The 21723-nt window shown below is 55.5% G+C and carries 22 protein-coding genes; 7 read left to right on the top strand and 15 right to left on the bottom strand.

Annotated features, from left to right (window positions below; translation table 11 throughout):
• The first annotated feature begins 82 nt into the window (after window positions 1–82).
• The gene (locus ACQUTD_RS04915; protein WP_473273910.1) at window positions 83–523 is read left to right on the top strand and encodes an ECs1072 family phage-associated protein; all 441 of its coding nucleotides are present in this window, start codon (window positions 83–85) and stop codon (window positions 521–523) included.
• Between the two features lie 40 nt (window positions 524–563).
• Here the strand turns inward: ACQUTD_RS04915 and ACQUTD_RS04910 are convergent, their stop codons facing one another.
• The 4 genes from ACQUTD_RS04910 to yobA form a co-directional block, all read right to left on the bottom strand.
• Entirely contained in the window at window positions 564–1460 is an 897-nt protein-coding gene (locus ACQUTD_RS04910; protein WP_473273909.1) for a diguanylate cyclase, read from the bottom strand.
• A gap of 514 nt (window positions 1461–1974) precedes the next feature.
• A complete protein-coding gene (locus tag ACQUTD_RS04905) occupies window positions 1975–2313 on the bottom strand; it encodes a YebY family protein (RefSeq protein ID WP_072568772.1) in 339 nt (112 codons plus the stop codon).
• A 16-nt stretch (window positions 2314–2329) separates the two neighbouring features.
• On the bottom strand, window positions 2330–3199 hold the full coding sequence (copD, locus tag ACQUTD_RS04900) for a copper homeostasis membrane protein CopD (RefSeq protein WP_318376848.1): 870 nt from the start codon (window positions 3197–3199) through the stop codon (window positions 2330–2332).
• 3 nt (window positions 3200–3202) lie between these two features.
• Window positions 3203–3577 (bottom strand): CopC domain-containing protein YobA, encoded by a 375-nt coding sequence (gene yobA, locus ACQUTD_RS04895; protein ID WP_473273908.1) that lies wholly within the window; start codon window positions 3575–3577, stop codon window positions 3203–3205.
• Between the two features lie 136 nt (window positions 3578–3713).
• Between yobA and ACQUTD_RS04890 the strand changes: the two genes are divergently transcribed.
• Window positions 3714–3944, top strand: a complete 231-nt coding sequence (locus ACQUTD_RS04890; RefSeq protein WP_072568775.1) for a DNA polymerase III subunit theta — start codon at window positions 3714–3716, stop codon at window positions 3942–3944.
• Between the two features lie 29 nt (window positions 3945–3973).
• Entirely contained in the window at window positions 3974–4636 is a 663-nt protein-coding gene (exoX, locus tag ACQUTD_RS04885) for an exodeoxyribonuclease X (RefSeq protein WP_318364227.1), read from the top strand.
• Here the strand turns inward: exoX and ptrB are convergent.
• From ptrB to ACQUTD_RS04855, 6 genes are all read right to left on the bottom strand, one after another.
• A complete protein-coding gene (ptrB, locus tag ACQUTD_RS04880) occupies window positions 4623–6689 on the bottom strand; it encodes an oligopeptidase B (RefSeq protein ID WP_318373662.1) in 2067 nt (688 codons plus the stop codon). The genes exoX and ptrB overlap by 14 nt on opposite strands.
• 87 nt (window positions 6690–6776) lie before the next feature.
• Window positions 6777–7433, bottom strand: coding sequence for a DUF533 domain-containing protein (locus ACQUTD_RS04875; protein WP_473273907.1), 657 nt, complete (start codon window positions 7431–7433; stop codon window positions 6777–6779).
• A gap of 96 nt (window positions 7434–7529) precedes the next feature.
• Entirely contained in the window at window positions 7530–7877 is a 348-nt protein-coding gene (gene yebF / locus ACQUTD_RS04870) for a protein YebF (protein ID WP_473273906.1), read from the bottom strand.
• Window positions 7878–7941: 64 nt separating this feature from the next.
• On the bottom strand, window positions 7942–8244 hold the full coding sequence (locus tag ACQUTD_RS04865; protein ID WP_072568780.1) for a YebG family protein: 303 nt from the start codon (window positions 8242–8244) through the stop codon (window positions 7942–7944).
• Window positions 8245–8342: 98 nt separating this feature from the next.
• The gene (locus ACQUTD_RS04860) at window positions 8343–9389 is read right to left on the bottom strand and encodes a zinc-binding dehydrogenase (protein WP_473273905.1); all 1047 of its coding nucleotides are present in this window, start codon (window positions 9387–9389) and stop codon (window positions 8343–8345) included.
• A gap of 111 nt (window positions 9390–9500) precedes the next feature.
• A complete protein-coding gene (locus tag ACQUTD_RS04855; protein WP_083580930.1) occupies window positions 9501–9902 on the bottom strand; it encodes a (R)-mandelonitrile lyase in 402 nt (133 codons plus the stop codon).
• Between the two features lie 100 nt (window positions 9903–10002).
• Between ACQUTD_RS04855 and ACQUTD_RS04850 the strand changes: the two genes are divergently transcribed.
• Together ACQUTD_RS04850 and purT are read left to right on the top strand one after the other, a co-directional pair.
• Entirely contained in the window at window positions 10003–10896 is an 894-nt protein-coding gene (locus ACQUTD_RS04850; protein WP_473273904.1) for a LysR substrate-binding domain-containing protein, read from the top strand.
• A 56-nt stretch (window positions 10897–10952) separates the two neighbouring features.
• A complete protein-coding gene (purT, locus tag ACQUTD_RS04845) occupies window positions 10953–12131 on the top strand; it encodes a formate-dependent phosphoribosylglycinamide formyltransferase (RefSeq protein WP_072568784.1) in 1179 nt (392 codons plus the stop codon).
• 46 nt (window positions 12132–12177) lie between these two features.
• On the opposite strand, the gene kdgA is transcribed toward purT, so the two are convergent.
• From kdgA to zwf, 3 genes are all read right to left on the bottom strand, one after another.
• Window positions 12178–12819, bottom strand: a complete 642-nt coding sequence (gene kdgA, locus ACQUTD_RS04840) for a bifunctional 4-hydroxy-2-oxoglutarate aldolase/2-dehydro-3-deoxy-phosphogluconate aldolase (protein ID WP_072568785.1) — start codon at window positions 12817–12819, stop codon at window positions 12178–12180.
• Window positions 12820–12858: 39 nt separating this feature from the next.
• On the bottom strand, window positions 12859–14670 hold the full coding sequence (gene edd, locus ACQUTD_RS04835; protein WP_473273903.1) for a phosphogluconate dehydratase: 1812 nt from the start codon (window positions 14668–14670) through the stop codon (window positions 12859–12861).
• Window positions 14671–14882: 212 nt separating this feature from the next.
• A complete protein-coding gene (gene zwf / locus ACQUTD_RS04830; RefSeq protein ID WP_072568787.1) occupies window positions 14883–16358 on the bottom strand; it encodes a glucose-6-phosphate dehydrogenase in 1476 nt (491 codons plus the stop codon).
• Between the two features lie 346 nt (window positions 16359–16704).
• Here zwf and ACQUTD_RS04825 point away from each other — a divergent pair, with 346 nt between their 5' ends.
• Together ACQUTD_RS04825 and pyk are read left to right on the top strand one after the other, a co-directional pair.
• Window positions 16705–17580, top strand: a complete 876-nt coding sequence (locus tag ACQUTD_RS04825; RefSeq protein ID WP_072568788.1) for a MurR/RpiR family transcriptional regulator — start codon at window positions 16705–16707, stop codon at window positions 17578–17580.
• Window positions 17581–17699: 119 nt separating this feature from the next.
• Window positions 17700–19142, top strand: a complete 1443-nt coding sequence (gene pyk / locus ACQUTD_RS04820; protein ID WP_072568789.1) for a pyruvate kinase — start codon at window positions 17700–17702, stop codon at window positions 19140–19142.
• 143 nt (window positions 19143–19285) lie between these two features.
• On the opposite strand, the gene lpxM is transcribed toward pyk, so the two are convergent.
• Both lpxM and mepM read right to left on the bottom strand, forming a co-directional pair.
• Window positions 19286–20257 carry a lauroyl-Kdo(2)-lipid IV(A) myristoyltransferase gene (gene lpxM / locus ACQUTD_RS04815; RefSeq protein ID WP_072568790.1) on the bottom strand — a complete coding sequence of 324 codons (972 nt, stop codon included), beginning with the start codon at window positions 20255–20257 and terminating at the stop codon, window positions 19286–19288.
• A 123-nt stretch (window positions 20258–20380) separates the two neighbouring features.
• Window positions 20381–21709, bottom strand: coding sequence for a murein DD-endopeptidase MepM (gene mepM / locus ACQUTD_RS04810; RefSeq protein WP_318364217.1), 1329 nt, complete (start codon window positions 21707–21709; stop codon window positions 20381–20383).
• Between the last annotated feature and the right edge of the window lie 14 nt (window positions 21710–21723).

The raw sequence follows: 21723 nt of genomic DNA, 5'->3' as shown, positions 1-21723 counted from the left end.
CACCCGCCGGGCAGCGTCTGGCGGGGTGGCGGGCTCTCTGTTATTGTCTTAAGGCCAGGAACACTTAAGACAAGGTAGCGGTATGCAAAAGTTTGATGAATTGTGGAATGCCATAGCCACGCGGGTGCGTGAAAACAACGACATTCCCTTTGCGGAAATGGAAAACGAAGAGAGTTCCCTGGGGAATGCCACCCGACAGCGTATCGCGCAAATATTTATTCTGGAAGTGCTGCTCGCCAGGCATCGTGATAAATACGCCAGCATGTTTGTTCCGCTGTCCGGCGAAGAAGCGCTTTATCACCTGATTTTCAAGCGCACCGGCTGGAAGCCTTTCGAGATTAAGCAGCTTTCCTTCAATGATGCCATGTTTGTGATGGCTGAATTATTCCGTGAAGAAAACCTGCCCGTCGAGGCGCGTGAAATGCTGCTCGCCCAGGGTGTGCGTGACACCGCTTTCCCGGTTTTTGATTTCTCAGAAAAAGACTGGTCGCCGCGCGAAAACGCCCTCTTTCTGCAACGCTGATATTCCCCTTCCCGCGGTGCCGCGGGGAGTGGTAGTTTTTTTAAACCTCGATTTTTTGCATTATTTTTTCGCGATCAACATAAATACAGCGATTACGACCGGTTTCCTTGCCGTGGTATAACGCCTTGTCGGTTCTTTCCAGCACTTCGCGTAATACTTCATCTTCATCGATACGGGTTAACCCGGCGGTAAAGGTGATCTTAATTTCATGCCCGGCCACAAGCATTAATGTTCTGGCAATCAGGTTGCGGATCCGTTCAGCAGCAATGCAGGCTTCTTTTTTGGTGGCGGCGTGCAACACAATAATAAACTCCTCGCCGCCATAGCGATATACGGTCTCACACTTTCTGACATTATCTTCCAGCGTCAGCGCCAGACAGCGTAATACCCCGTCTCCCACCAGATGCCCGTAGTTATCATTTATTTTTTTGAAGTGATCGATGTCCACCAGTAATAAATACAATCCCTGTTGACTGTATTGATCGACCATCCCGCTAAAGGAATCATCCAGCGTGCGTCGTAAAGGTAAACCGGTGAGCGTGTCGTAACTGCTGCGCAACTGTAAAAGATGGGTTTTATAGTCGGTCACCGAGGCATTGAAGGCAATGAGCGCATTTTCAAAGCTATCAAAACGCGCGTCGCTCACCTCCCCCTTGCGCACCGCCTCCACCAGCGCCCGGCAGGTGATATGAATGTCGTGGTGCTTACGGTGGATGTCCTGAAGAAAACTGCCGTCATTGCGCTCTTCTGTCAGCCGCTCGTCGATCCACTGACCAAATTCGCAAATTTTATGGGCGTCGTCATAAGTAAGCTCAGGCATCAGCGCCGATTTATTCGCGATAAAATGGAGTACTTTTACCAGCCATTTAAAATGGGCTTCGGATGAATTATTCAGCCCAAGAATAGTTGAATCAATATAACTGTGTTTTTTGTTCATATATATAACCTTCGTGAATACTTTAGCGCAAAATAAATAATTAAATAGCCTGGTACGATACTACAATTTAATTAGTTTTATTTAACCTTCACGTGCCCCGCTAATATCAGCATGAGGGCGATCCCACAAAGTGAGGACAAAAAGCGTCGAAAAGGGGTTGGATACGCTCCAAAAAACGTTTACCTTGTAACCTGAGTCAGGCAAAAGGCGCGGGATCGGCACCTGCTGGCTAAGTTGTTGATGGAAAACAGAATAAAAAAAGACCGAATACGATTCCTGTATTCGGTCCAGGGAAATGGCTCTTGGGAGAGAGCCGTGCGCTAAAAGTTGGCATTAATGCAGGCAAACTACGCCTGGCACTTTAAGAATAGATGACAGCGCCAGCTTTTCCAGTCTGCCGCAGGAGTGGTCTGGAAAATCCGGTTAAGGTCGCAGCCGAAAAGCAAAAAACCGCAGCACTTCAGTATGAGGGCTGCGGTTTTTTTATTGGAAATCAGAAAGATATTTTTGGTATTTAGCAGAGCTTTTCAGCACGCTCGATAAACGGAGCGAGGCTCATTTTTTCACCGCTTTTGTGCGGATTATCGACCTGGATCACACTGATGGACGTACCCTGCGCCTGACCGCTGTCGACCTGCTTTTGTGCCGCCTCGTTCAGCGGATACTGCACCAGCGTCGACGGATTAATCGCAAAGAGCGCATGTCCCGGACGGCAGGTTAACATCACCTCCTCGCGGTTAAAGGCCCAGTTATCTTTTCCGACTTCAAAACGGCTTACCGTGATCACTTTCGGGGCTGCCAGCGCGGCGGCGGAACAGGTAAGTAACAGCAGGGAGAGAATACTTTTCTTCATTGTCTTCGCCAGTTATTCAGAAAGGTTCAAGCGTTGCGAACAGGCTGACCAGGGCCAGCACCAGTGTACCCAAGATCACTTCAGCCTGCGTCATGCGAATAAAGTGTGTTTGCGCCTGACGACCATGGGTGCGAAAGCGCGGCACCAGAACATAACGATTCACGACCGCAATTACCAGCATCAGCAGCACCAGCGCACATTTGCACAAAAGCAGACGACCATAATCGCTCTGCCAGGGTAGTGCAACGCCCTGGATCAACAGCGCATTAATAATACCCGTCAGGAATACCAGCGCCACCGCCAGATGCGTGGCGCGGGAAAAACGCATCAGCGTAGTGATTGCCGCTTCGCGCCTGTGACCTCCTGCCTGTCGGGTGCAGAAAATCACCGGCAGGAGGCCGCCAAACCATGCGGTTGCGCAGATCAGATGCAGGGCGTGATTCAGGCGCTGCAACAGGCCGGGCAGCCCGTCATGCATCGCCGCATGACCGACCATGGCCTGTAACATGAGCTGTGCGAGGAGCAACGCAAACAGGCGCCCCTGACAGCGCGGCTGCACCATCACCATAACCAGCGTGATGAGCGCCAGCAGCATCTGCCACAGCCAGACGCTGCCAAACTGCGTCTGCGCCACCGCCAGCCAGATATCAGGGCGAAGCGTATCCGCAAAGCCATTGCCCATCATCCCGCCCTGTACGGCAAACATCAGCAGCGCGCTGCCAGCGCACAGAGTCAGGCAGAGGCGCTGTATACGCTTAAAGCGCCGGACGATCACCGGTTGCAGATCTGCCGGTGCCAGCACGGCGCTGAACCAGGCGCTGCCTGTCGCCAGCATCAGGGTGGCGAAATGAATAAACCGCAACGTGATATAGAGAAAGGCCAGCATCGGTTATCTGACGCTGAAGTGATAATTACCTGTGGTTTTGTGTCCATCGACCGACACAACGTGCCAGTCTACGGTATACTCTCCCGGCGTCAGCGCCTGCTCAATGGGCACAATCAACTGCGTTTTGTCGTTCTCATTACGTTTCACCGGGCCGGTTTTCACGTCCTGCTGTTTGCTGCCGGTAATTTTCACGCCGCTGAATTTTGGCTCGATCCCTTCCGAGAAATTGAGCGTCAGCGCCTGGGGTGCCGCATCGACCTTCGCATCTGCTGCCGGATACTGATGTTTCAGATGGGCATGCGCCAAAACAGCAGGCGTTGCGAGCATTCCGCCTGCAAGCAGCAAGGCAGAACAGAGACGGGATACCATGAAAGTCATTTATTCCATTCCTTTTTGTTATATCTCAGTAATGAGAATAACCCCGATGAATGTATGAGTCGAGTCTGCCGGCAGTCGGGCTTGCCTTTCCGGGACAGGCTTAGTAAGTTTTGCGCCGAACACTCAGGAGAAGTTTATGAACAAAAATCTCGCTACCCTTCCTCAGGATGAGATGGACAAAGTGAATGTCGATCTGGCGGCGGCTGGTGTAGCCTTTAAGGAGCGCTATAACATGCCGGTGATCGCTGAAGCCGTAGAGCGTGAGCAGCCCGCGCATCTGCGTGACTGGTTCAGGGAGCGCCTGATTGCCCATCGTCTGGCCTCGGTGTCGCTCTCGCGCCTGCCGTATGAACCGAAAATGAAATAAATTTGCATCACCTGCTAAGGGAAACCCACATGTTACGCGTGATAGACACCGAAACCTGCGATTTGCAGGGCGGCATCGTAGAAATTGCTTCCGTCGATATTATTGACGGCCAGATAGTGAATCCGATGAGCCATCTGGTGCGCCCGGATCGCCCTATCAGTCCGCAGGCGATGGCTATCCACCGTATTACGGAAGCGATGGTGGCGGATCAGCCATGGATCGAAGAGGTTATTCCCCATTATATGGGCAGTGAGTGGTATGTCGCCCACAACGCCAGCTTTGACCGGCGTGTGCTGCCGGAAATGCCCGGCGAGTGGATCTGCACCATGAAGCTGGCGCGTCGGCTGTGGCCGGGGATCAAATACAGCAATATGGCGCTGTATAAATCCCGTAAACTGAATGTTCAGACCCCGGCCGGGCTGCATCATCACCGGGCGCTGTATGACTGCTACATTACCGCCGCGCTGCTGATTGATATTATGAATACTTCAGGCTGGACGCCGGACCAGATGGCGACCATTACCGGCCGCCCTGCCCTGATGACCACTTTTACCTTCGGTAAATATCGCGGTAAAGCGGTGTCGGAAGTGGCCGAACGCGATCCGGGTTACCTGCGCTGGCTGTTTAATAACCTTGATCGCATGAGTCCGGAGCTGCGCCTGACCCTTAAGCACTACCTTAACGATCAGTAGCCTGACGTCCCGGTAACGTGCCCTGCGCAAGGCCAATGAGAAACGCATATTCCAGCGCCACCCCTTCATAAGATTTGAAGCGGCCCGATTTCCCGCCGTGCCCGGAATCCATATCGGTACAGAGTAGCAGCAGGTTGTCGTCGGTTTTCATTTCACGCAGCCTGGCGACCCATTTCGCCGGCTCCCAGTATTGCACCTGTGAATCGTGCAGCCCGGTGGTTACCAGCAGATGCGGATAGGCCTGCCGCTGAATATTGTCATAGGGGCTGTAGCTCTTCATATAAGCGTAATATTCCGGATCCTGCGGGTTGCCCCACTCCTCAAACTCACCGGTGGTGAGCGGAATGGATTCGTCCAGCATGGTGGTCACCACATCCACAAAGGGCACCTGGGCTATCACACCGTGGAACAGATCCGGCCGCTGGTTAATCGCCACCCCCATTAACATGCCGCCCGCGCTGCCGCCCATGCCATAGCAATAGTGCGGCGAGCCGTAGCCCTGCGCGATAAGCGCGTCGCAGACGTCGATATAATCGTTGAAGGTGTTTTTCTTGCGCAGGAATTTGCCGTCCTCATACCAGGACTGTCCCAGTTCGCCGCCGCCGCGCACATGGGCGATGGCGTAAACAAAGCCGCGATCCAGCAGGCTGATGCGGCTGCTGCTGAAATCGGCATCCATACTGGAGCCGTAGGAGCCGTAACCATAAATCAGGATCGGGTTTTCCCCTTTACGGAAATGTTTGCGGTGGTAGACCAGCGATACCGGCACTTCCACGCCATCCCGTGCTTTGATCCACAAATGTTCACTGCGGTAGTCGCTGGCCTCGAAACCCTGCACTTCCGTCTGCTTAAGCACGCGGCGCTCGCCGGTGTCCATATCCAGTTCAAACAGCGTATCGGGCGTGGTCAGCGACGAATAGCCATAGCGCAGGCGCGACGTTTCCGGCTCAGGATTATACGCAAGCCAGGTGACATAGGCGGGATCGTCAAAGGCAATGCCGGTGACTTCACGGGTTTTGCGGTTGATCTGTCGCAGACTGGTCAATCCGCGCTGGCGCTCTTCCACCACCAGCCAGTCGGTGAAAAGCGTGAAGCCCTCCAGCATAATGGCGTCCCGCGGCGGGATCAGCACTTCCCATTTCGCCTCGCTGCGCACTTTGGTGCGGTAAAGGCCAAAGTTTTTGCCTTCGCGGTTAGAGCGCAGATAAAAGGTATGCTGATAGTGATCAAGGTTGTATTCATGATCTTTACGCCTCGGCAAAAAGCGCAGCGGCTGGGCGTCCGGCAGCTCTGCATCCAGCAGTAACGACTCGCTGGTGGTGGCGCTGGAAAGCGAAATTACCACATAGTGCTGTGAAGTGGTTTTGTGCAGGCTGACGTAAAAGGTCTCGTCCTGCTCTTCATAAACCAGTTCATCCTGACAGACGGGCGAGCCGACGGTATGACGCCAGACCTGATACGGCAGCAGCGTGGTGGCGTGTTTACGCACGTAGTACAGGGTTTCAGAGTCATTAACCCACACAAAGTCCGGCGTGACGTTGGCCAGCATCTCCGGATACCAGTTGCCGGTTTGCAGATTACGAAAGCGAATACCGTACTGGCGACGCGACAGATAATCTTCCGCCAGCGCCATAATATTATTGTCCGGCGAGATCGCCAGTCCGCCAAGGGTGTAGAACTCGCTGTGCGCGGCGCGTTTGTTGGCATCAAGCAGCACCTGCCACTCATCCCATTCGGAACTGAGCACCGACTGGCGCTGATAGATAGCGTATTCACAGCCCGGCTCATAGATATGCCGGTAACGGTAGCCGTTGCGGGTATAAGGCGCAGATACTTCGCGCTGGGGGATACGCCCAACGATTTCAGCCAGCAGACGCTCTTCCAGCGCCTGCTGCGATGCCATGACCTCGCGGCCATAGTCATTTTCCTGATGCAGGTAATCCAGCACTTCCGGCTGCGAGCGCGAGTCGTCCCGCAGCCAGTAGTAGTCGTCGATGCGTGTGTCGCCATGCGTGGTGATGGCGTGAGGAATTTTTCTGGCTTTTGGTGGCATAGCGTCTGTCTTTTGCAGTTTACACCCTATAAGGGTGGCAAAAGACACGCATGTTGCAAGCGCAGCGTGCCACCAGGGCGCAGATGATTAGCCGGGAAGCGCCAGCTTTTGCTGTTTGAGATCCTGTTCAATACCCTCGCGTACATCCTGCGGGATCTTCAGGGCATCCCCCAGTGCATTCAGATAGCTGCGCTCCATAAAGTGGTCGACATCAATGGCCGCACAGCTCAGGAAATAAACTTCCAGCGCTTCTTCTTCGTTTTTGATGCCGCGCGCCAGACGTTCAGGATCCAGCGGCTGTTCGATGGCCTGGGTGACCAGCGCTCTGCCCTGCTCTTCAACGCCCGCTTCGCGCATCTGGGCGTCGATGGCGGCACGTTCTTTGTCGTCGATATGTCCGTCGCTTTTAGCAGCGAAGACCAGCGCAAGGATCAGACGCTCAGTACGCACGTCCAGCGGTGAGCTTTGCACGCCATACTGCGGCTCATCCTGATGGGCGGCGCGCACCTTGTCTTTGTATTTGTTCCACAGCACGCTACCGGCGACGGCACCACCGCCCACCAGCAGCGCGCTGGTACCGTATTTGGTTAACAGCTTGCGGGACGATTTGCTGGCAACCAGCAGCCCCGCCAGACCGCCCAGCGCGCCAGGCAGCATTTTGCTGAAACCCTGATCGCCCGACGACGTTGCCGATGCGCCTTTTTGCTTCAGCAGCGACTGTAATTGATCCATCCAGTTAGCCATGATTCCCCTCAAATAGCTGATGACAGTTGCCACAGCGTAAGCGAGGGGATGTCAGGAAACGTCTGTATCAGCAAAAGATGCGCAAATTCACGGGCGTTACTGCGCCTGGTAATCCGCCCGCCCGGCTTTGCAGTCGACCTTCACCCGATAGTGGATATCGGTATTTTTACCGCGCACGGTCAGGGGCACGTTCCAGTTATCGTCCTTACCGGAAATCTCTTTGACGTTAATCCACGCCACCGGATCCGCCTGACCCAGTTTTTCCTGATCGTCTGCCCAGCGTGCTATGCGATTTTGCAGATAATCACGCTTCACCGCGGCGGCGATACCGTCTTCTTTCAGCCCTTCGCAACCCGGAAACTTCACCGATTTTTCATTGGCTGCCTGCGCCGCTACGCTGCCCGCCAGCAACACCAGACCAAATACTACCCCTGCTGTTTTCATGCTTTTCTCCTGTGAGCTAACCCACTCAAAGCATGGTACAAATTGCCGGCAGCGCAAGGACGGATCAGGCGGCTTTGGTGCGCTTCGGCGTCGGAATATCGGTCACGTTGACGTCAGACGGCGCGTCGTCGGTTTGTAACTTACCGGATTTGATGATGGTATTGAGCGTATCTTTCTGCTCCGCCATCCACATCGCCATTTGCTCGCGCTGTGCCTCATCCAGGGCTACCGGCCCCTGCGCCAGCCAGCTCTCCAGCACTTCCGCCAGATCGAGCATTTTGTCATAAGCATCGGCTTCCTTTTTGCTGGCAAAAGACATTTTTTCCTCACCTTCACGAATGACTACGTATTTAACTTCAACCGCCATGATGCAGCCTCACATTACTGGTTATTTATACAGTATATGATAACTGAACGCCCGGCTTAAGGCAAGCCGGGACGGAAGGAAAGGTCAGAACAGGATCGTCAGGCCAGGGTGGCGTTATCAATCACAAAGCGGTAATGCACATCACCTTTCAGCATGCGCTCATAGGCCTCGTTGATCTCTTCGGCGCGGATCATTTCCACATCGGCGACAATCCCGTGTTCCGCACAGAAATCGAGCATCTCCTGGGTTTCCGGAATACCGCCAATCATCGATCCGGCTATGGCCCGGCGCTTCGTGATGAGGTTGAACACTTCCGGCGGAGCGTGCGGCGTGGCGGGCGCGCCTACCAGCGTCATGGTGCCGTCGCGTTTGAGCAGCGTGATAAATGCGTCGAGGTTGTGCGGTGCCGCCACGGTATTAAGGATAAAGTCGAAGCTTTTAAGATGCGCTTCCATTTCGCTGGCGTTACGTGACACCACTACTTCATCGGCGCCCAGCGATTTTGCCGCCTCGCGCTTGGATTCGGAGGTGGTAAAGGCCACCACATGCGCGCCCATCGCGTGGGCCAGTTTTATGCCCATATGTCCCAGGCCGCCGATGCCCACGACGCCGACCTTTTTACCCGGGCCCGCCTGCCAGTGACGCAACGGCGAATACGTGGTGATCCCGGCGCACAGCAGCGGCGCCACCGCAGCCAGTTGCTCTTCCGGATGGGTGATGCGCAGGACGTAGCGCTCATGCACCACAATCTGCTGAGAGTAGCCGCCCAGCGTGTGGCCCGGCGCGTCCTGGGTCGGTCCGTTATAGGTGCCGACCATGCCGTCGCAGTAGTTCTCCAGCCCCTCCTCGCAATCTTCGCACTGCTTACAGCTGTCGACAATACAGCCGACGCCCACCAGATCCCCCGTTTTAAAAGCAGAGACATGCTCGCCCACAGCGGTCACACGCCCGACAATTTCATGCCCCGGCACGCAGGGATACTGCGTCCCTGCCCATTCGGAGCGCACCTGATGAATATCGGAGTGGCAGACGCCGCAAAAAGCGATATCGATTTTAACGTCATGGGCGCCAGGCTGACGGCGGGTAATTTCCATTGGTTCAAGAGGCTGCGTGCCGGTATGGGCACCATAAGCTTTGACAGTCATGGTAGAACTCCAGGTTATAAAAGGCTCAGGCAGAGGGTTCTGCACGTGAGGTCAGGAAAATCGGTCAAATAAACTCTCCTGATTGTAGATGCGAGTGTGTCAGATAGCAGGTTAATTGCCTGTGTACTGCTCGTCGCTGACCTTTTCCATCCACTCCACAACCTTGCCGTCTTCCGCTTCGGCAATCGCGATGTGGGACATACTGTTTTCCGGCGCGGCCCCATGCCAGTGCTTCACGCCTGCAGGGATCCAGACAATATCGCCGCTACGTATCTCACGCTGCGGACCGCCCCACTCCTGCACCCGTCCGGCACCGGCGATAACAATCAGCGTCTGTCCGAGGGGATGAGTATGCCATGCTGTGCGGGCTGAAGGTTCAAAGGTCACTGTGGCACCGCCTGATTTCGCAGGCTCAGTGCCCTGAAAGGGCGCATCAATACGAACGTTGCCGGTGAAATACTCGGCCGGGCCTTTTACGGAGGGACTGGTAGTCGGGGTTAAGATCGTGATCATGGTGTTCTCCTTAAAATAACGAGTAGTCAAAAGTGTAAGTTGCCAGCGATTGATTGATAAGATATGCAAATCAGAATGCTCATGTGCATGGTATGCAACAATGTCGACAGAAAATCTCAACGATCTGCGCGCGTTTGCGCGGGTGGCTCAGGAGAAAAGCTTTACCCGGGCGGCGGCGCAGCTGGGTATGTCGCGCTCAGGACTGAGCCACGCGATAACCGCGCTGGAAGAACGGCTGGGGGTCCGGTTACTTATGCGTACCACACGTAGTGTGTCGCTGACGGAAGCAGGCCAGCGGCTTATCAATACGCTTGGACCAATGCTTGATGATCTTGAACAGGAACTTAAAGCCCTGCGCTCATTCAGCATCAATCCCGCTGGTACGGTACGCATCACCGCCCACGACCACGCCATTGCATCTGCTATCTGGCCACGTTTAACGCCGTTGCTGGTGAAGAATCCTGAGATTACCCTGGAGCTAAGCGTGGATTATGGGCTGACGGACATTGTTGCCCAGCAGTTTGACGCCGGGGTCCGGGTGGGCAATATCGTGGATAAAGACATGATTGCGGTTCGTATCGGACCGGATTTCCGGATGGCGGTGGTGGCCGCACCCGCATTCCTTCAGGGCAAAACGCTGCCGCTCACTCCCGGAGAATTAACTTCCTACCCGTGCATCAATCTTCGCCTGCCGACACACGGGGGCCTGTATGCCTGGGACTTTGAAAAAGCAGGCAAATCACTGTCAGTACGCGTGGCAGGACAGGCAATCTTCAACAATACCTACCTGATGTTGCAGGGTGCCATTGAGGGGCTGGGTTTCGCCTATGTACCCCGTGATCTTGCCCTTCCGCATATCGAGGAACAACGGCTGATCCCGGTACTGGAAGACTGGTGTCCTCTTTTACCGGGTTATCATCTCTACTACACCAGCCGCCGTCAGGTGGCACCTGCCCTGCAGTGCGTTATCAATGCGCTACGCTACCAGTCTTAACAGACGCAAACGTTTTCGTTTATACTGCTGCCAACTTTTTTCAAGGGCAGGTTGTTATGACTTTATTAGGTACTGCGCTGCGTCCGGCAGCCACACGCGTGATGTTATTAGGCTCCGGTGAACTGGGCAAAGAGGTGGCAATCGAGTGCCAGCGGCTGGGTGTGGAAGTGATTGCCGTTGATCGCTATGCCGACGCGCCTGCCATGCACGTCGCTCATCGCGCCCACGTGATCAATATGCTGGATGGCGAGGCGTTAAAAGCGCTGGTCGCACAGGAACAACCGCACTTTATCGTGCCGGAAATCGAAGCCATCGCCACTGATATGCTGGTGGCGCTGGAAGCCCAGGGGCAGCGCGTGGTGCCCTGCGCCCGCGCCGCGCAGTTAACCATGGATCGCGAAGGCATTCGTCGGCTGGCGGCCGAGGAATTAAAGCTGCCGACCTCCCGCTACCGCTTTGCCGATAACGAAGCGGCGTTCAGGGAGGCGGTGAATGAGATCGGTCTGCCGTGCATCATTAAACCGGTGATGAGTTCATCCGGCAAAGGCCAGAGCCTGATCCGTCATGCCGATCAGCTGGCAGATGCCTGGCGTTATGCGCAGCTGGGCGGCCGTGCCGGCGCGGGCCGGGTGATTGTCGAAGGGGTGGTGAATTTTGATTTTGAAATTACCCTGCTGACCATCAGCGCCGTTGACGGCGTACATTTTTGCGCGCCGATTGGCCATCGTCAGGAGGACGGCGATTATCGCGAATCCTGGCAGCCGCAGCAGATGAGCGCACTGGCGCAGCAGCGTGCCGAAGCGGTGGCCCGCGAGGTGGTGCTGGCGCTGGGCGGCCACGGGCTGTTTGGCGTTGAGCTGTTTGTGTGTGGCGATGAGGTGATTTTCAGTGAGGTGTCGCCGCGTCCGCACGATACCGGTATGGTGACGCTGATTTCGCAGGATCTCTCCGAATTCGCCCTGCATGTGCGCGCGTTTCTTGGTTTACCGGTCGGCGGTATTCGTCAGTATGGCCCGTCGGCGTCCGCTGTTATTCTCCCCACACTTACCAGCCAGAATGTGACCTTTGATAACGTCGATGCCGCCACTGGCGCTGGGCTACAGGTGCGTTTATTTGGCAAACCGGAAATTGACGGTTCGCGTCGTCTGGGTGTGGTATTAGCGACGGCAGAAAATGTTGATGATGCGGTGGCGCGTGCCAGGACAGCAGCTGCCAGTGTGATGGTGAAAGGATAAAGCGCCCACCGGCCCGGCAGCTTGCGCCGCCGGGCATGACGTCAGATTACTGCTTCGCGCCTTCAACGGCTTCGCGGGCCAGTCTGGTGATACGGTCGTAATCACCGGCTTCCAGCGCATCGGCCGGCACCAGCCAGGATCCACCGATGCAGAGCACGCTTTTCAGCGCCAGGTAGTCACGGTAGTTAGCTGGTGAGATACCGCCGGTCGGGCAGAAACGCACCTGCGAGAACGGACCTGCAATGGCCTGCAGCGCTTTGGTGCCGCCGTTGGCTTCCGCCGGGAAGAATTTGAACTCTTTCAGTCCATAGTCCATACCCAGCATCAGTTCGGAAACGGTGCTGATGCCAGGGATCAGCGGAATGGTGCCTTCGGTTGCCGCTTTCAGCAGCGGCTCCGTCAGACCCGGGCTGATGGCAAACTGGGCGCCCGCTTCAGTGACTTCCGCCAGCTGTGCCGGATTCAGTACGGTGCCTGCGCCGATGATAGCGTCCGGCACTTCTTTTGCGATGGCGCGGATAGCATCCATGGCGCACTCGGTGCGCAGGGTGACTTCCAGCACGCGCACGCCGCCTGCCACCAGGGCTTTCGCCATAGGTACAGCGTGTTCCAGTTTGTTAATCACGATCACCGGCACAACCGGGCCAGTTTTCAGGATTGCTTCTGCACTCGTTTTCCAGTTTTTCATCAGAGTTTTTTCTCTCGCCAGATCTACAATTTTTAAGTCTTAGAAAGTGATACAGGTCGCGCCCTGCTCCGCACCGGAGAGATTCTCGCGCAATGCGCTGAACATCTCGCGCCCTGTTCCCACGCGCGACGCGCTGAGGTCAGGAATGTGTGGCTGACGTGCGGCCAGTTCGGTTTCATCCACCAGCAGGGTTAATTCCCCTGTCTGTCCATTCACGCGGATGATGTCGCCATCACGTACTTTTGCCAGCAATCCGCCATCGTAGGCTTCCGGGGTGACATGAATTGCTGACGGCACTTTACCTGATGCACCAGAGAGCCGTCCATCAGTAACTAATGCAATTTTGAAACGGCGGTCCAATAATACACCAAGTGGCGGCATCAGTTTATGTAATTCTGGCATCCCGTTCGCTTTTGGCCCCTGATGACGGACAACAACCACGCAGTCACGATCCAGAAGACCCGCGTCAAAGGCAGGTAAGACGTCGTGCTGGCTTTCAAATACCACGGCCGGGGCTTCAATGATCTGGTTTTCCACCGGCACGGCGGACGTCTTCATCACCGCGCGCCCAAGGTTGCCGCTCAGCACTTTGGTGCCGCCATGGTGAGAGAAAGGTTTGTCGATGGTGGCGATCACATTCTCATCCAGTGAGCTGTCAGCCCCTTCGCGCCAGTCCAGCTCGCCATTGTTCAGCCACGGCTCCAGGGTGTAACGGGAAAGCCCGAAACCGGCCACGGTGTTCACGTCTTCATGCAGCAGACCGCCTTTCAGCAGTTCACGCATCAGCAGCGGCACGCCGCCCGCCGCCTGGAAGTGGTTGATATCCGCCGGGCCATTCGGGTAGAGACGGGTCATCAGCGGCACAATGTCAGAGAGATCGGAGAAGTCATCCCAGTTGATGATAATGCCGGCCGCCCGCGCCATCGCCACCAGATGCATGGTGTGGTTGGTGGAACCGCCGGTTGCCAGTAGCGCAATAATGCCGTTGACGACGACTTTCTCGTCGAGCATTTTGCCGAGCGGCATCCATTCGTTGCCGTTGCCGGTCAGACGCGTCACCTGCCGCGCCGCAGCGGCGGTCAGGGCTTCACGCAGCGGCGCGTCTGGGTGCACGAACGAGGAGCCGGGCAGTTGCATACCCATAAATTCCACCACCATCTGATTGGTGTTGGCAGTGCCGTAAAAGGTACAGGTACCTGGCGCATGGTAGGACGCGGCTTCGGACTCCAGCAGCGCCATGCGATCCACTTTGCCTTCCGCATACAGCTGGCGGATGCGAACCTTTTCTTTATTTGGCAGGCCGCTGGCCATCGGGCCTGAGGGCACAAAGATTGCCGGAAGATGGCCGAACGACAGCGCCGCCATGACAAGGCCGGGGACGATCTTATCGCACACGCCCAGGTAGAGCGCGCCATCAAACATATTATGCGACAGCCCTACCGCCGCCGACATGGCGATCACTTCGCGGCTCAGCAGAGACAGTTCCATGCCGTCCTGCCCCTGGGTGACACCGTCACACATGGCCGGTACACCGCCCGCCACCTGGCCGACGGCGTTTGCCTCATGCAGCGCTTTACGAATGATGTCCGGATATTTTTCATAAGGCTGATGGGCGGACAGCATGTCGTTATAGGAGGTAATAATCGCGATGTTATTGCGCAGCATGCTTTTCAGCGACGCTTTGTCATCCGGCTGGCAGGCGGCAAAACCGTGCGCCAGGTTGCCACAGGCCAGTGATGAACGGTGCACCGTTTCGCTTTTCGCCTGCTCAATACGGGCAAGGTAGGCGGCGCGCGTCTTGCGGGAACGTTCGATAATTCGATTTGTTACCCGTAACATTTTTGCATTCATAGAAGCTCCTGAAATTATCTGTCATGGGCGGGGGTAAACATTCGACATGTTCCGGCAGTTAAACAGTGATACGCCGTCGCCCGGTGGCAAAATCGCTTCAGCCAGTGTAATAAAAAAAGCCCCGTGGGTGAATCCACACGGGGCTTAAAAGCTGAAATATTACTCAGGAGTCTGAGTCAGATCATATTACCGGTAAAATGAGAGCCTTCCGGTTACTCAAACTCATTCCATGAACGGCCATCACGGGTGATCATCGCAACTGAAGCCACCGGCCCCCAGGTGCCTGCCTGATACGGCTTAGGCGCATCGTTGTCCATCGCCCAGGCTTCAGTGATGGAGTCCACCCACTTCCAGGCTTCTTCCACTTCATCACGACGCACGAACAGCGCCTGGATGCCACGCATGGTTTCCAGCAGCAGACGTTCGTAAGCATCGGCAAGATGCGTCTGGTTAAAGGTTTCGGAGTAGCTCAGATCAAGCTTGGTGGTTTGCAGGTTATGCTTGTGATCCAGACCCGGTACTTTATTGAGGATCTGAATATCCACACCTTCGTCCGGTTGCAGACGAATGGTCAGCTTGTTCTGCGGCAGATCCTGCCAGGAGTCTTTGAACAGGTTCAGCTGTGGCGTGGTAAAATAGACCACCACTTCAGAGCACTTCGCCGGCAAACGCTTACCGGTGCGCAGGTAGAACGGCACGCCCGCCCAGCGCCAGTCGTCGATATCTACGCGGATCGCCACGAAGGTTTCGGTGTTACTGGATTTGTTCGCGCCCTCTTCTTCCAGATAGCCCGGCACTTTTTTGCCCTGAGCGAAACCGGCGGTGTACTGGCCGCGCACGGTTTTTTCACGCACGTTGGAGCGATCGATACGGCGCAGGGATTTCAGCACTTTCACTTTTGCGTCGCGGATGCTGTCCGCAGACAGATCAGACGGCGGAGACATGGCGATCATGCACAGAATTTGCAGCAGGTGGTTCTGGATCATGTCGCGCATCTGACCGGCCTGATCGAAGTAACCCCAGCGGCCTTCGATACCCACTTCCTCGGCCACGGTAATTTCCACGTGATCGATGGTGCGGTTATCCCAGTTGTTCACAAACAGCGAGTTGGCAAAACGCAGCGCCAGCAGGTTAAGCACTGTCTCTTTACCGAGGTAGTGGTCGATACGGTATACCTGGCACTCTTCAAAATACTCGCCCACCTGGTCATTGATTTCGCGGGAGGTTTCCAGCGACGTACCCAGCGGTTTTTCCATTACCACGCGCGCCGGTTTGGCGTTCAGCTTCGCTTCGCCAAGGCCTTTGCAGATCGCGCCGAAGGTGCTTGGCGGCATAGCGAAATAGTTGATGGTAACGCGGTTTTCCTGATCCAGCATCTCGCCGAGACGCTTAAAGGATTTAGTGTCATTGACATCCAGATTGCAGAAATCGAGGCGTCCGCTCAGCGTGTCCCACAAACTTTCATCGATCTTCTCTTTCATGAAAGTTTCCAGCGCTTCGCGCACCACTTTGGTGTACGCCGCTTTGTCCCAGTCGGCACGCCCGACGCCCAGGATCCGCGTTTCAGGATGGATCTGACCCGCTTTTTCCAGTTGATACAGGGAAGGCAGCAATTTCCGGCGTGCGAGGTCGCCTTTCGCGCCGAAAATGACCAGGTCACATGCCTGGGCTGTTTGCGTTACCGCCATGTCATTCTCCTCAGTTAGCTATCCTGGTGCTTCTGCCAGGCCTTAGTTGTAATTTTATTACAGTGCACTGTACTGCTTTTACGTAATTACCGAAACCGTTAACGTTTTGCCGCTTGTGCGCTAAAGACATCAGGGCGTACGTACAGGCCAATTGCCCTGAAATATCAGGGGTTTTGCACGGGGTCGGTGTCACTAAAATCCGACCCTGATCATGTAATGAAAAAAAACAACAACTTTTCGGGTTGTTATTTACCCATAATCACGTCACAAGAGTAATATCGACTTACACGCACCGCGGTTTCATCCATTTCTGGAATCGATTTTACCCAAGAGCGCCCTGTTAAACATGAATATGCTGGAAAAGATCCAGTCTCAACTGGAACACCTTAGCAAATCCGAACGCAAAGTGGCGGAAGTGATCCTCGCCTCCCCCGATCAGGCTATCCATTCCAGTATCGCTGCCCTCGCCCAGCAGGCCTCCGTCAGCGAACCTACCGTTAACCGGTTCTGCCGTAGCCTGGATACCCGCGGCTTTCCTGATTTTAAGCTACATCTGGCACAAAGTCTGGCAAATGGTACACCTTATGTGAACCGCAATGTGGACGAAGACGACAGCGTGGAAGCCTATACCGGCAAGATTTTCGAATCGGCGATGGCGACGCTGGATCATGTGCGGCAGTCCCTTGATATGGCGGCGGTTAACCGGGCGGTGGATTTGCTCACCCAGGCGAAAAAAATCGCCTTCTTCGGCCTTGGCTCGTCCGCTGCCGTAGCCCATGACGCGATGAATAAGTTTTTTCGCTTCAATGTGCCGGTGGTGTATACCGACGATATCGTTTTGCAACGCATGAGCTGTATGAATTGTAGTGAAGACGATGTGGTGGTGCTCATCTCTCACACCGGGCGCACCAAAAGTCTGGTGGAGCTGGCACAGTTAGCGCGCGAAAACGACGCCATGGTCATTGCCATTACTTCTGCCGGAACGCCGCTGGCGCGGGAAGCCACGCTCTCCATTACGCTGGATGTGCCGGAGGATACCGATATTTACATGCCGATGGTGTCGCGGCTGGCGCAGCTGACGGTCATTGATGTGCTGGCAACGGGCTTTACTCTGCGTCGTGGGGCAAAATTCAGAGATAACTTGAAGCGAGTCAAGGAAGCGCTGAAAGAATCGCGCTTTGATAAGGAACTCCTCGTCAGAGGGGAAAACATTAAAAGTTGATAACAAAGTTGTAACTTATTACGCCATTCGGTTAAGTTCATAGCGGCCCACAGAGGCGCACGATGTCACCGAATTTTTAATTCACGCAACACCGGTTGTTTCAGTCAACGGAGTAATACATGTCCAGAAGGCTTCGCAGAACCAAAATCGTTACCACCCTGGGTCCGGCCACCGATCGCGATAATAACCTTGAGAAAATTATCGCCGCGGGCGCCAACGTGGTGCGCATGAACTTCTCACACGGCACGGCAGAAGATCATAAATTGCGTGCTGATAAAGTGCGCGAGATTGCGGCAAAACTGGGACGTCATGTTGCTATTCTTGGCGATTTGCAGGGTCCAAAAATCCGTGTTTCCACCTTCAAAGAAGGCAAAGTTTTCCTCAACATCGGCGATAAGTTCCTGCTTGACGCCAACCTCGGCAAAGGCGAAGGCGATAAAGAGCGCGTCGGTATCGACTATAAAGGCTTACCCGCTGATGTGGTGCCAGGCGATATTCTGCTGCTCGACGACGGTCGCGTGCAGTTAAAAGTGCTCGAAGTTCAGGGCATGAAAGTGTTCACCGAAGTGACCGTGGGCGGCCCGCTGTCGAACAATAAAGGCATCAATAAACTGGGCGGCGGCTTGTCTGCGGAAGCCCTGACCGACAAAGACAAAGCCGACATCCTGACCGCCGCGCAAATCGGCGTCGACTACCTGGCCGTCTCCTTCCCGCGCTGCGGCGAAGATCTGAACTATGCCCGTCGCCTCGCCCGTGACGCGGGCTGCGACGCCAAAATCGTCGCCAAAGTGGAACGTGCCGAAGCGGTATGCAGCCAGGACGCCATGGATGATGTGATCCTGGCATCCGACGTGGTGATGGTTGCCCGTGGCGATCTGGGCGTTGAAATCGGCGACCCGGAACTGGTAGGCATTCAGAAAGCGTTGATCCGTCGCGCCCGTCAGCTGAACCGCGCGGTGATCACCGCCACCCAGATGATGGAATCGATGATCACCAACCCGATGCCGACCCGTGCGGAAGTGATGGACGTGGCGAACGCCGTGCTGGATGGGACGGATGCGGTGATGCTGTCAGCGGAAACAGCGGCCGGTCAGTATCCGGCGGAAACCGTAGCGGCGATGGCACGTGTCTGCCTGGGGGCGGAGAAGATCCCAAGCATTAACGTTTCCAAGCATCGTCTGGATATTCAGTTTGATAACGTTGAAGAAGCGATTGCCATGTCGGCGATGTACGCCGCGAACCACCTGAAAGGCGTGACGGCGATCATTTCCATGACCGAATCGGGCCGTACGGCGTTAATGACTTCGCGTATCTCCTCCGGCCTGCCGATTTTCGCTATGTCCCGTCATGAGCGTACGCTGAATCTGACCGCCCTGTACCGTGGCGTGACGCCGGTGTACTTCGACAGCAGCGCCGACGGCGTGGTGGCGGCGAATGAAGCCGTAACTCTGCTGCGCGATAAAGGCTATCTGGTGTCCGGCGATCTGGTGATTGTGACGCAGGGCGATGTGATGGGTACCGTGGGCACCACCAACACCACCCGTATCCTGACCGTCGAATAAGTAGTTGTGCCCGGCGGCGCTTTGCTTGCCGGGCCTACAGTATTCAAGCCTCCCAGGCCCGTGCAAGCGTAGCGCCGCCGGGTAAACATCATTCCAGCCCCCCAGGCCCGTGCAAGCGCAGCGCCGCCGGGCATTTAAAACGGCTACTTCTTCGGGAAAAGCTCTTTACGCTTGTACGGCTCTTTTTCCCCTGGCCTGCGGGTTTTCAACAGCTTCAGGATCCAGGTGTACTGCTCCGGGTGCGGACGTACAAAAACTTCCACCTCTTCGTTCATACGCCGGGCAATGGTCGTATCGTCTGCGGTCATCAAATCGTCCATCGGCGGACGCACCTGAATGGTCAGCCGGTGCGTGGCGCTGTCATACACCGGGAACAATGGTACAACGCGCGCACGGCATACTTTCATCAACCGCCCAATGGCGGGCAGCGTCGCTTTATAGGTGGCGAAGAAATCGACGAATTCGCTGTGCTCTGCGCCATGATCCTGATCGGGCAGATAGTAGCCCCAGTAACCCTGACGTACTGACTGGATAAAGGGCTTGATGCCATCGTTACGTGCATGCAGCCGTCCGCCAAAGCGACGACGCACGGTGTTCCAGACGTAATCAAAGACCTTATTCCCCTGATTATGGAACATAGCGGCCATAGGCTGCCCGGTTGCCGCCATCAGCATCGCCGGAATGTCCACGCCCCAGCCATGCGGCACAAGAAAAATCACTTTTTCGTTGTTGCGGTGCATCTCATCAATGATTTCGCGGCCCTGCCAGTCAATACGCGGCAGGATTTTTTCCGGCCCGCGCATGGCAAGCTCGGCCATCAGCACCATCGATTGCGGCGCGGTGGCGAACATCTCATCAATAATGTCTTCGCGCTGCGCGTCGCTCAGTTCAGGAAAGCAGTACAGAAGATTGATCTGCGCGCGGCGGCGGGCGCTTTTGCCCATCCGTCCACCCAAACGCCCCAGTTTTGCCAGCAAGGGATCGCGCACTGACGGCGGGATCATCGCCACACCGGCGAAAGCCATTACCCCCAGCCAGGCGCCCCAGTAGCGCGGATGTAAAAATTCCCTTTCGAATTCGGGGAGGTATTCACTGTTATTTTTTTTCGTTTCCATGCATCTTCCAGGGTCTGCGGACTCGGGTAAGAAAAGATAATGCGTAAGTGTAGCGAGGCTGACTTATCCGCACAAAACAAAAAGCCGGGTATGCACTATCACCCGGCTTATTTCGTACGTTACTTAATCGAACCGAAGCTGCGGTATAACCTCTTTGACCTGCGCGAGGTAATCGCGACGATCCGAACCGGTCAGCCCTTCGGTGCGCGGCAGTTTCGCCGTCAGCGGGTTTACCGCCTGCTGGTTGATCCACACTTCATAATGCAGATGCGGGCCAGTGGAGCGACCAGTGTTGCCGGAGAGCGCAATGCGGTCGCCGCGTTTCACTTTCTGCCCCTCTTTGACCAGCAGTTTGCGTAAATGCATATAGCGGGTGGTATAGGTGCGACCGTGACGGATGGCTACGTAATAGCCTGCCGCTCCGCTGCGTTTCGCCACCACTACTTCACCGTCGCCCACAGAGAGCACCGGCGTGCCCTGCGGCATGGCGAAGTCGACGCCTTTATGCGGCGCTACGCGCCCGGTAACCGGGTTTAAGCGACGCGGATTGAAGTTCGAAGAGACGCGGAACTGTCTCGAGGTCGGGAAACGCAGGAAGCCCTTCGCCAGCCCGGTACCGTTACGGTCATAAAATTTACCGTCTTCGGCACGAATGGCGTAATAATCTTTCCCTTCTGAACGTAAACGCACGCCGAGCAACTGGCTCTGTTCACGCTTGCCGTCCAGCATTTCGCGGGACATCAATACGGAAAATTCATCGCCTTTCTTCAGCTTACGGAAATCCATCTGCCACTGCATGGCTTTGATCACCGCGCTGATTTCCGCGCTGGTCAGGCCGGCATTTTTGGCGCTGCTGACGAAGCTGCCGCCCACGGTGCCGTTAAGCGTTGAGTTAACCCAGTCGCCCTTCTGAATTTCGGCGCTCATTTTAAAGCCGTTATCAGCGCGATCGTAAGTACGGGTTTCGCGGCGCGACATTTCCCAGGTCATGCGCTGCAGTTCACCGGCATCATTTAGCGTCCAGGAGATCTGCTGACCAATTTTCAGGTTACGCAGATCCTTATCCGCCGAGGCTAACTGGCTGATATCGCCCATATCGATGCCGTACTGATTGAGGATGCTGCTCAGGGTGTCGCCGGTGGAAACGACATATTCATGTACGCCCGTTTCGTTCGCCGTTTTATCGTCCAGCTCATCCTGCGGAATGGCTTCCACTTCATCCGGCATGGTCTGATCGATAGGTTCACTGGCTTCAGGGAGCAAAGAACGTATTTCGCTTTTTTCCAGTTCGATGGTTTTTACAATGGGTGCGGACTGGGATTGGGGGTGATAGACATAGGGTCGCCAGACGGCGACCGCTAATGTGAGAACAGTAAGAGACCCCAGCATAACGCGATGGGGGCGTGGCAGATTATTAAACGCCAGGCTGACCGCGCGGGCTATCTGTTGCACGTATTCACTTCCTC

Source organism: Enterobacter sp. K510, from assembly GCF_055804875.1.
Note: the sequence above shows the minus strand (reverse complement) of the source record. Positions and strands in the feature narration are given on the sequence as shown.

Coding starts and splice junctions, on each gene's coding strand:
- ACQUTD_RS04915 (WP_473273910.1), top strand. CDS start 83: ATGCAAAAGTTTGATGAATTGTGGAATGCCATAGCCACGCGGGTGCGT.
- ACQUTD_RS04910 (WP_473273909.1), bottom strand. CDS start 1,460: ATGAACAAAAAACACAGTTATATTGATTCAACTATTCTTGGGCTGAAT.
- ACQUTD_RS04905 (WP_072568772.1), bottom strand. CDS start 2,313: ATGAAGAAAAGTATTCTCTCCCTGCTGTTACTTACCTGTTCCGCCGCC.
- copD (WP_318376848.1), bottom strand. CDS start 3,199: ATGCTGGCCTTTCTCTATATCACGTTGCGGTTTATTCATTTCGCCACC.
- yobA (WP_473273908.1), bottom strand. CDS start 3,577: ATGACTTTCATGGTATCCCGTCTCTGTTCTGCCTTGCTGCTTGCAGGC.
- ACQUTD_RS04890 (WP_072568775.1), top strand. CDS start 3,714: ATGAACAAAAATCTCGCTACCCTTCCTCAGGATGAGATGGACAAAGTG.
- exoX (WP_318364227.1), top strand. CDS start 3,974: ATGTTACGCGTGATAGACACCGAAACCTGCGATTTGCAGGGCGGCATC.
- ptrB (WP_318373662.1), bottom strand. CDS start 6,689: ATGCCACCAAAAGCCAGAAAAATTCCTCACGCCATCACCACGCATGGC.
- ACQUTD_RS04875 (WP_473273907.1), bottom strand. CDS start 7,433: ATGGCTAACTGGATGGATCAATTACAGTCGCTGCTGAAGCAAAAAGGC.
- yebF (WP_473273906.1), bottom strand. CDS start 7,877: ATGAAAACAGCAGGGGTAGTATTTGGTCTGGTGTTGCTGGCGGGCAGC.
- ACQUTD_RS04865 (WP_072568780.1), bottom strand. CDS start 8,244: ATGGCGGTTGAAGTTAAATACGTAGTCATTCGTGAAGGTGAGGAAAAA.
- ACQUTD_RS04860 (WP_473273905.1), bottom strand. CDS start 9,389: ATGACTGTCAAAGCTTATGGTGCCCATACCGGCACGCAGCCTCTTGAA.
- ACQUTD_RS04855 (WP_083580930.1), bottom strand. CDS start 9,902: ATGATCACGATCTTAACCCCGACTACCAGTCCCTCCGTAAAAGGCCCG.
- ACQUTD_RS04850 (WP_473273904.1), top strand. CDS start 10,003: ATGTCGACAGAAAATCTCAACGATCTGCGCGCGTTTGCGCGGGTGGCT.
- purT (WP_072568784.1), top strand. CDS start 10,953: ATGACTTTATTAGGTACTGCGCTGCGTCCGGCAGCCACACGCGTGATG.
- kdgA (WP_072568785.1), bottom strand. CDS start 12,819: ATGAAAAACTGGAAAACGAGTGCAGAAGCAATCCTGAAAACTGGCCCG.
- edd (WP_473273903.1), bottom strand. CDS start 14,670: ATGAATGCAAAAATGTTACGGGTAACAAATCGAATTATCGAACGTTCC.
- zwf (WP_072568787.1), bottom strand. CDS start 16,358: ATGGCGGTAACGCAAACAGCCCAGGCATGTGACCTGGTCATTTTCGGC.
- ACQUTD_RS04825 (WP_072568788.1), top strand. CDS start 16,705: ATGAATATGCTGGAAAAGATCCAGTCTCAACTGGAACACCTTAGCAAA.
- pyk (WP_072568789.1), top strand. CDS start 17,700: ATGTCCAGAAGGCTTCGCAGAACCAAAATCGTTACCACCCTGGGTCCG.
- lpxM (WP_072568790.1), bottom strand. CDS start 20,257: ATGGAAACGAAAAAAAATAACAGTGAATACCTCCCCGAATTCGAAAGG.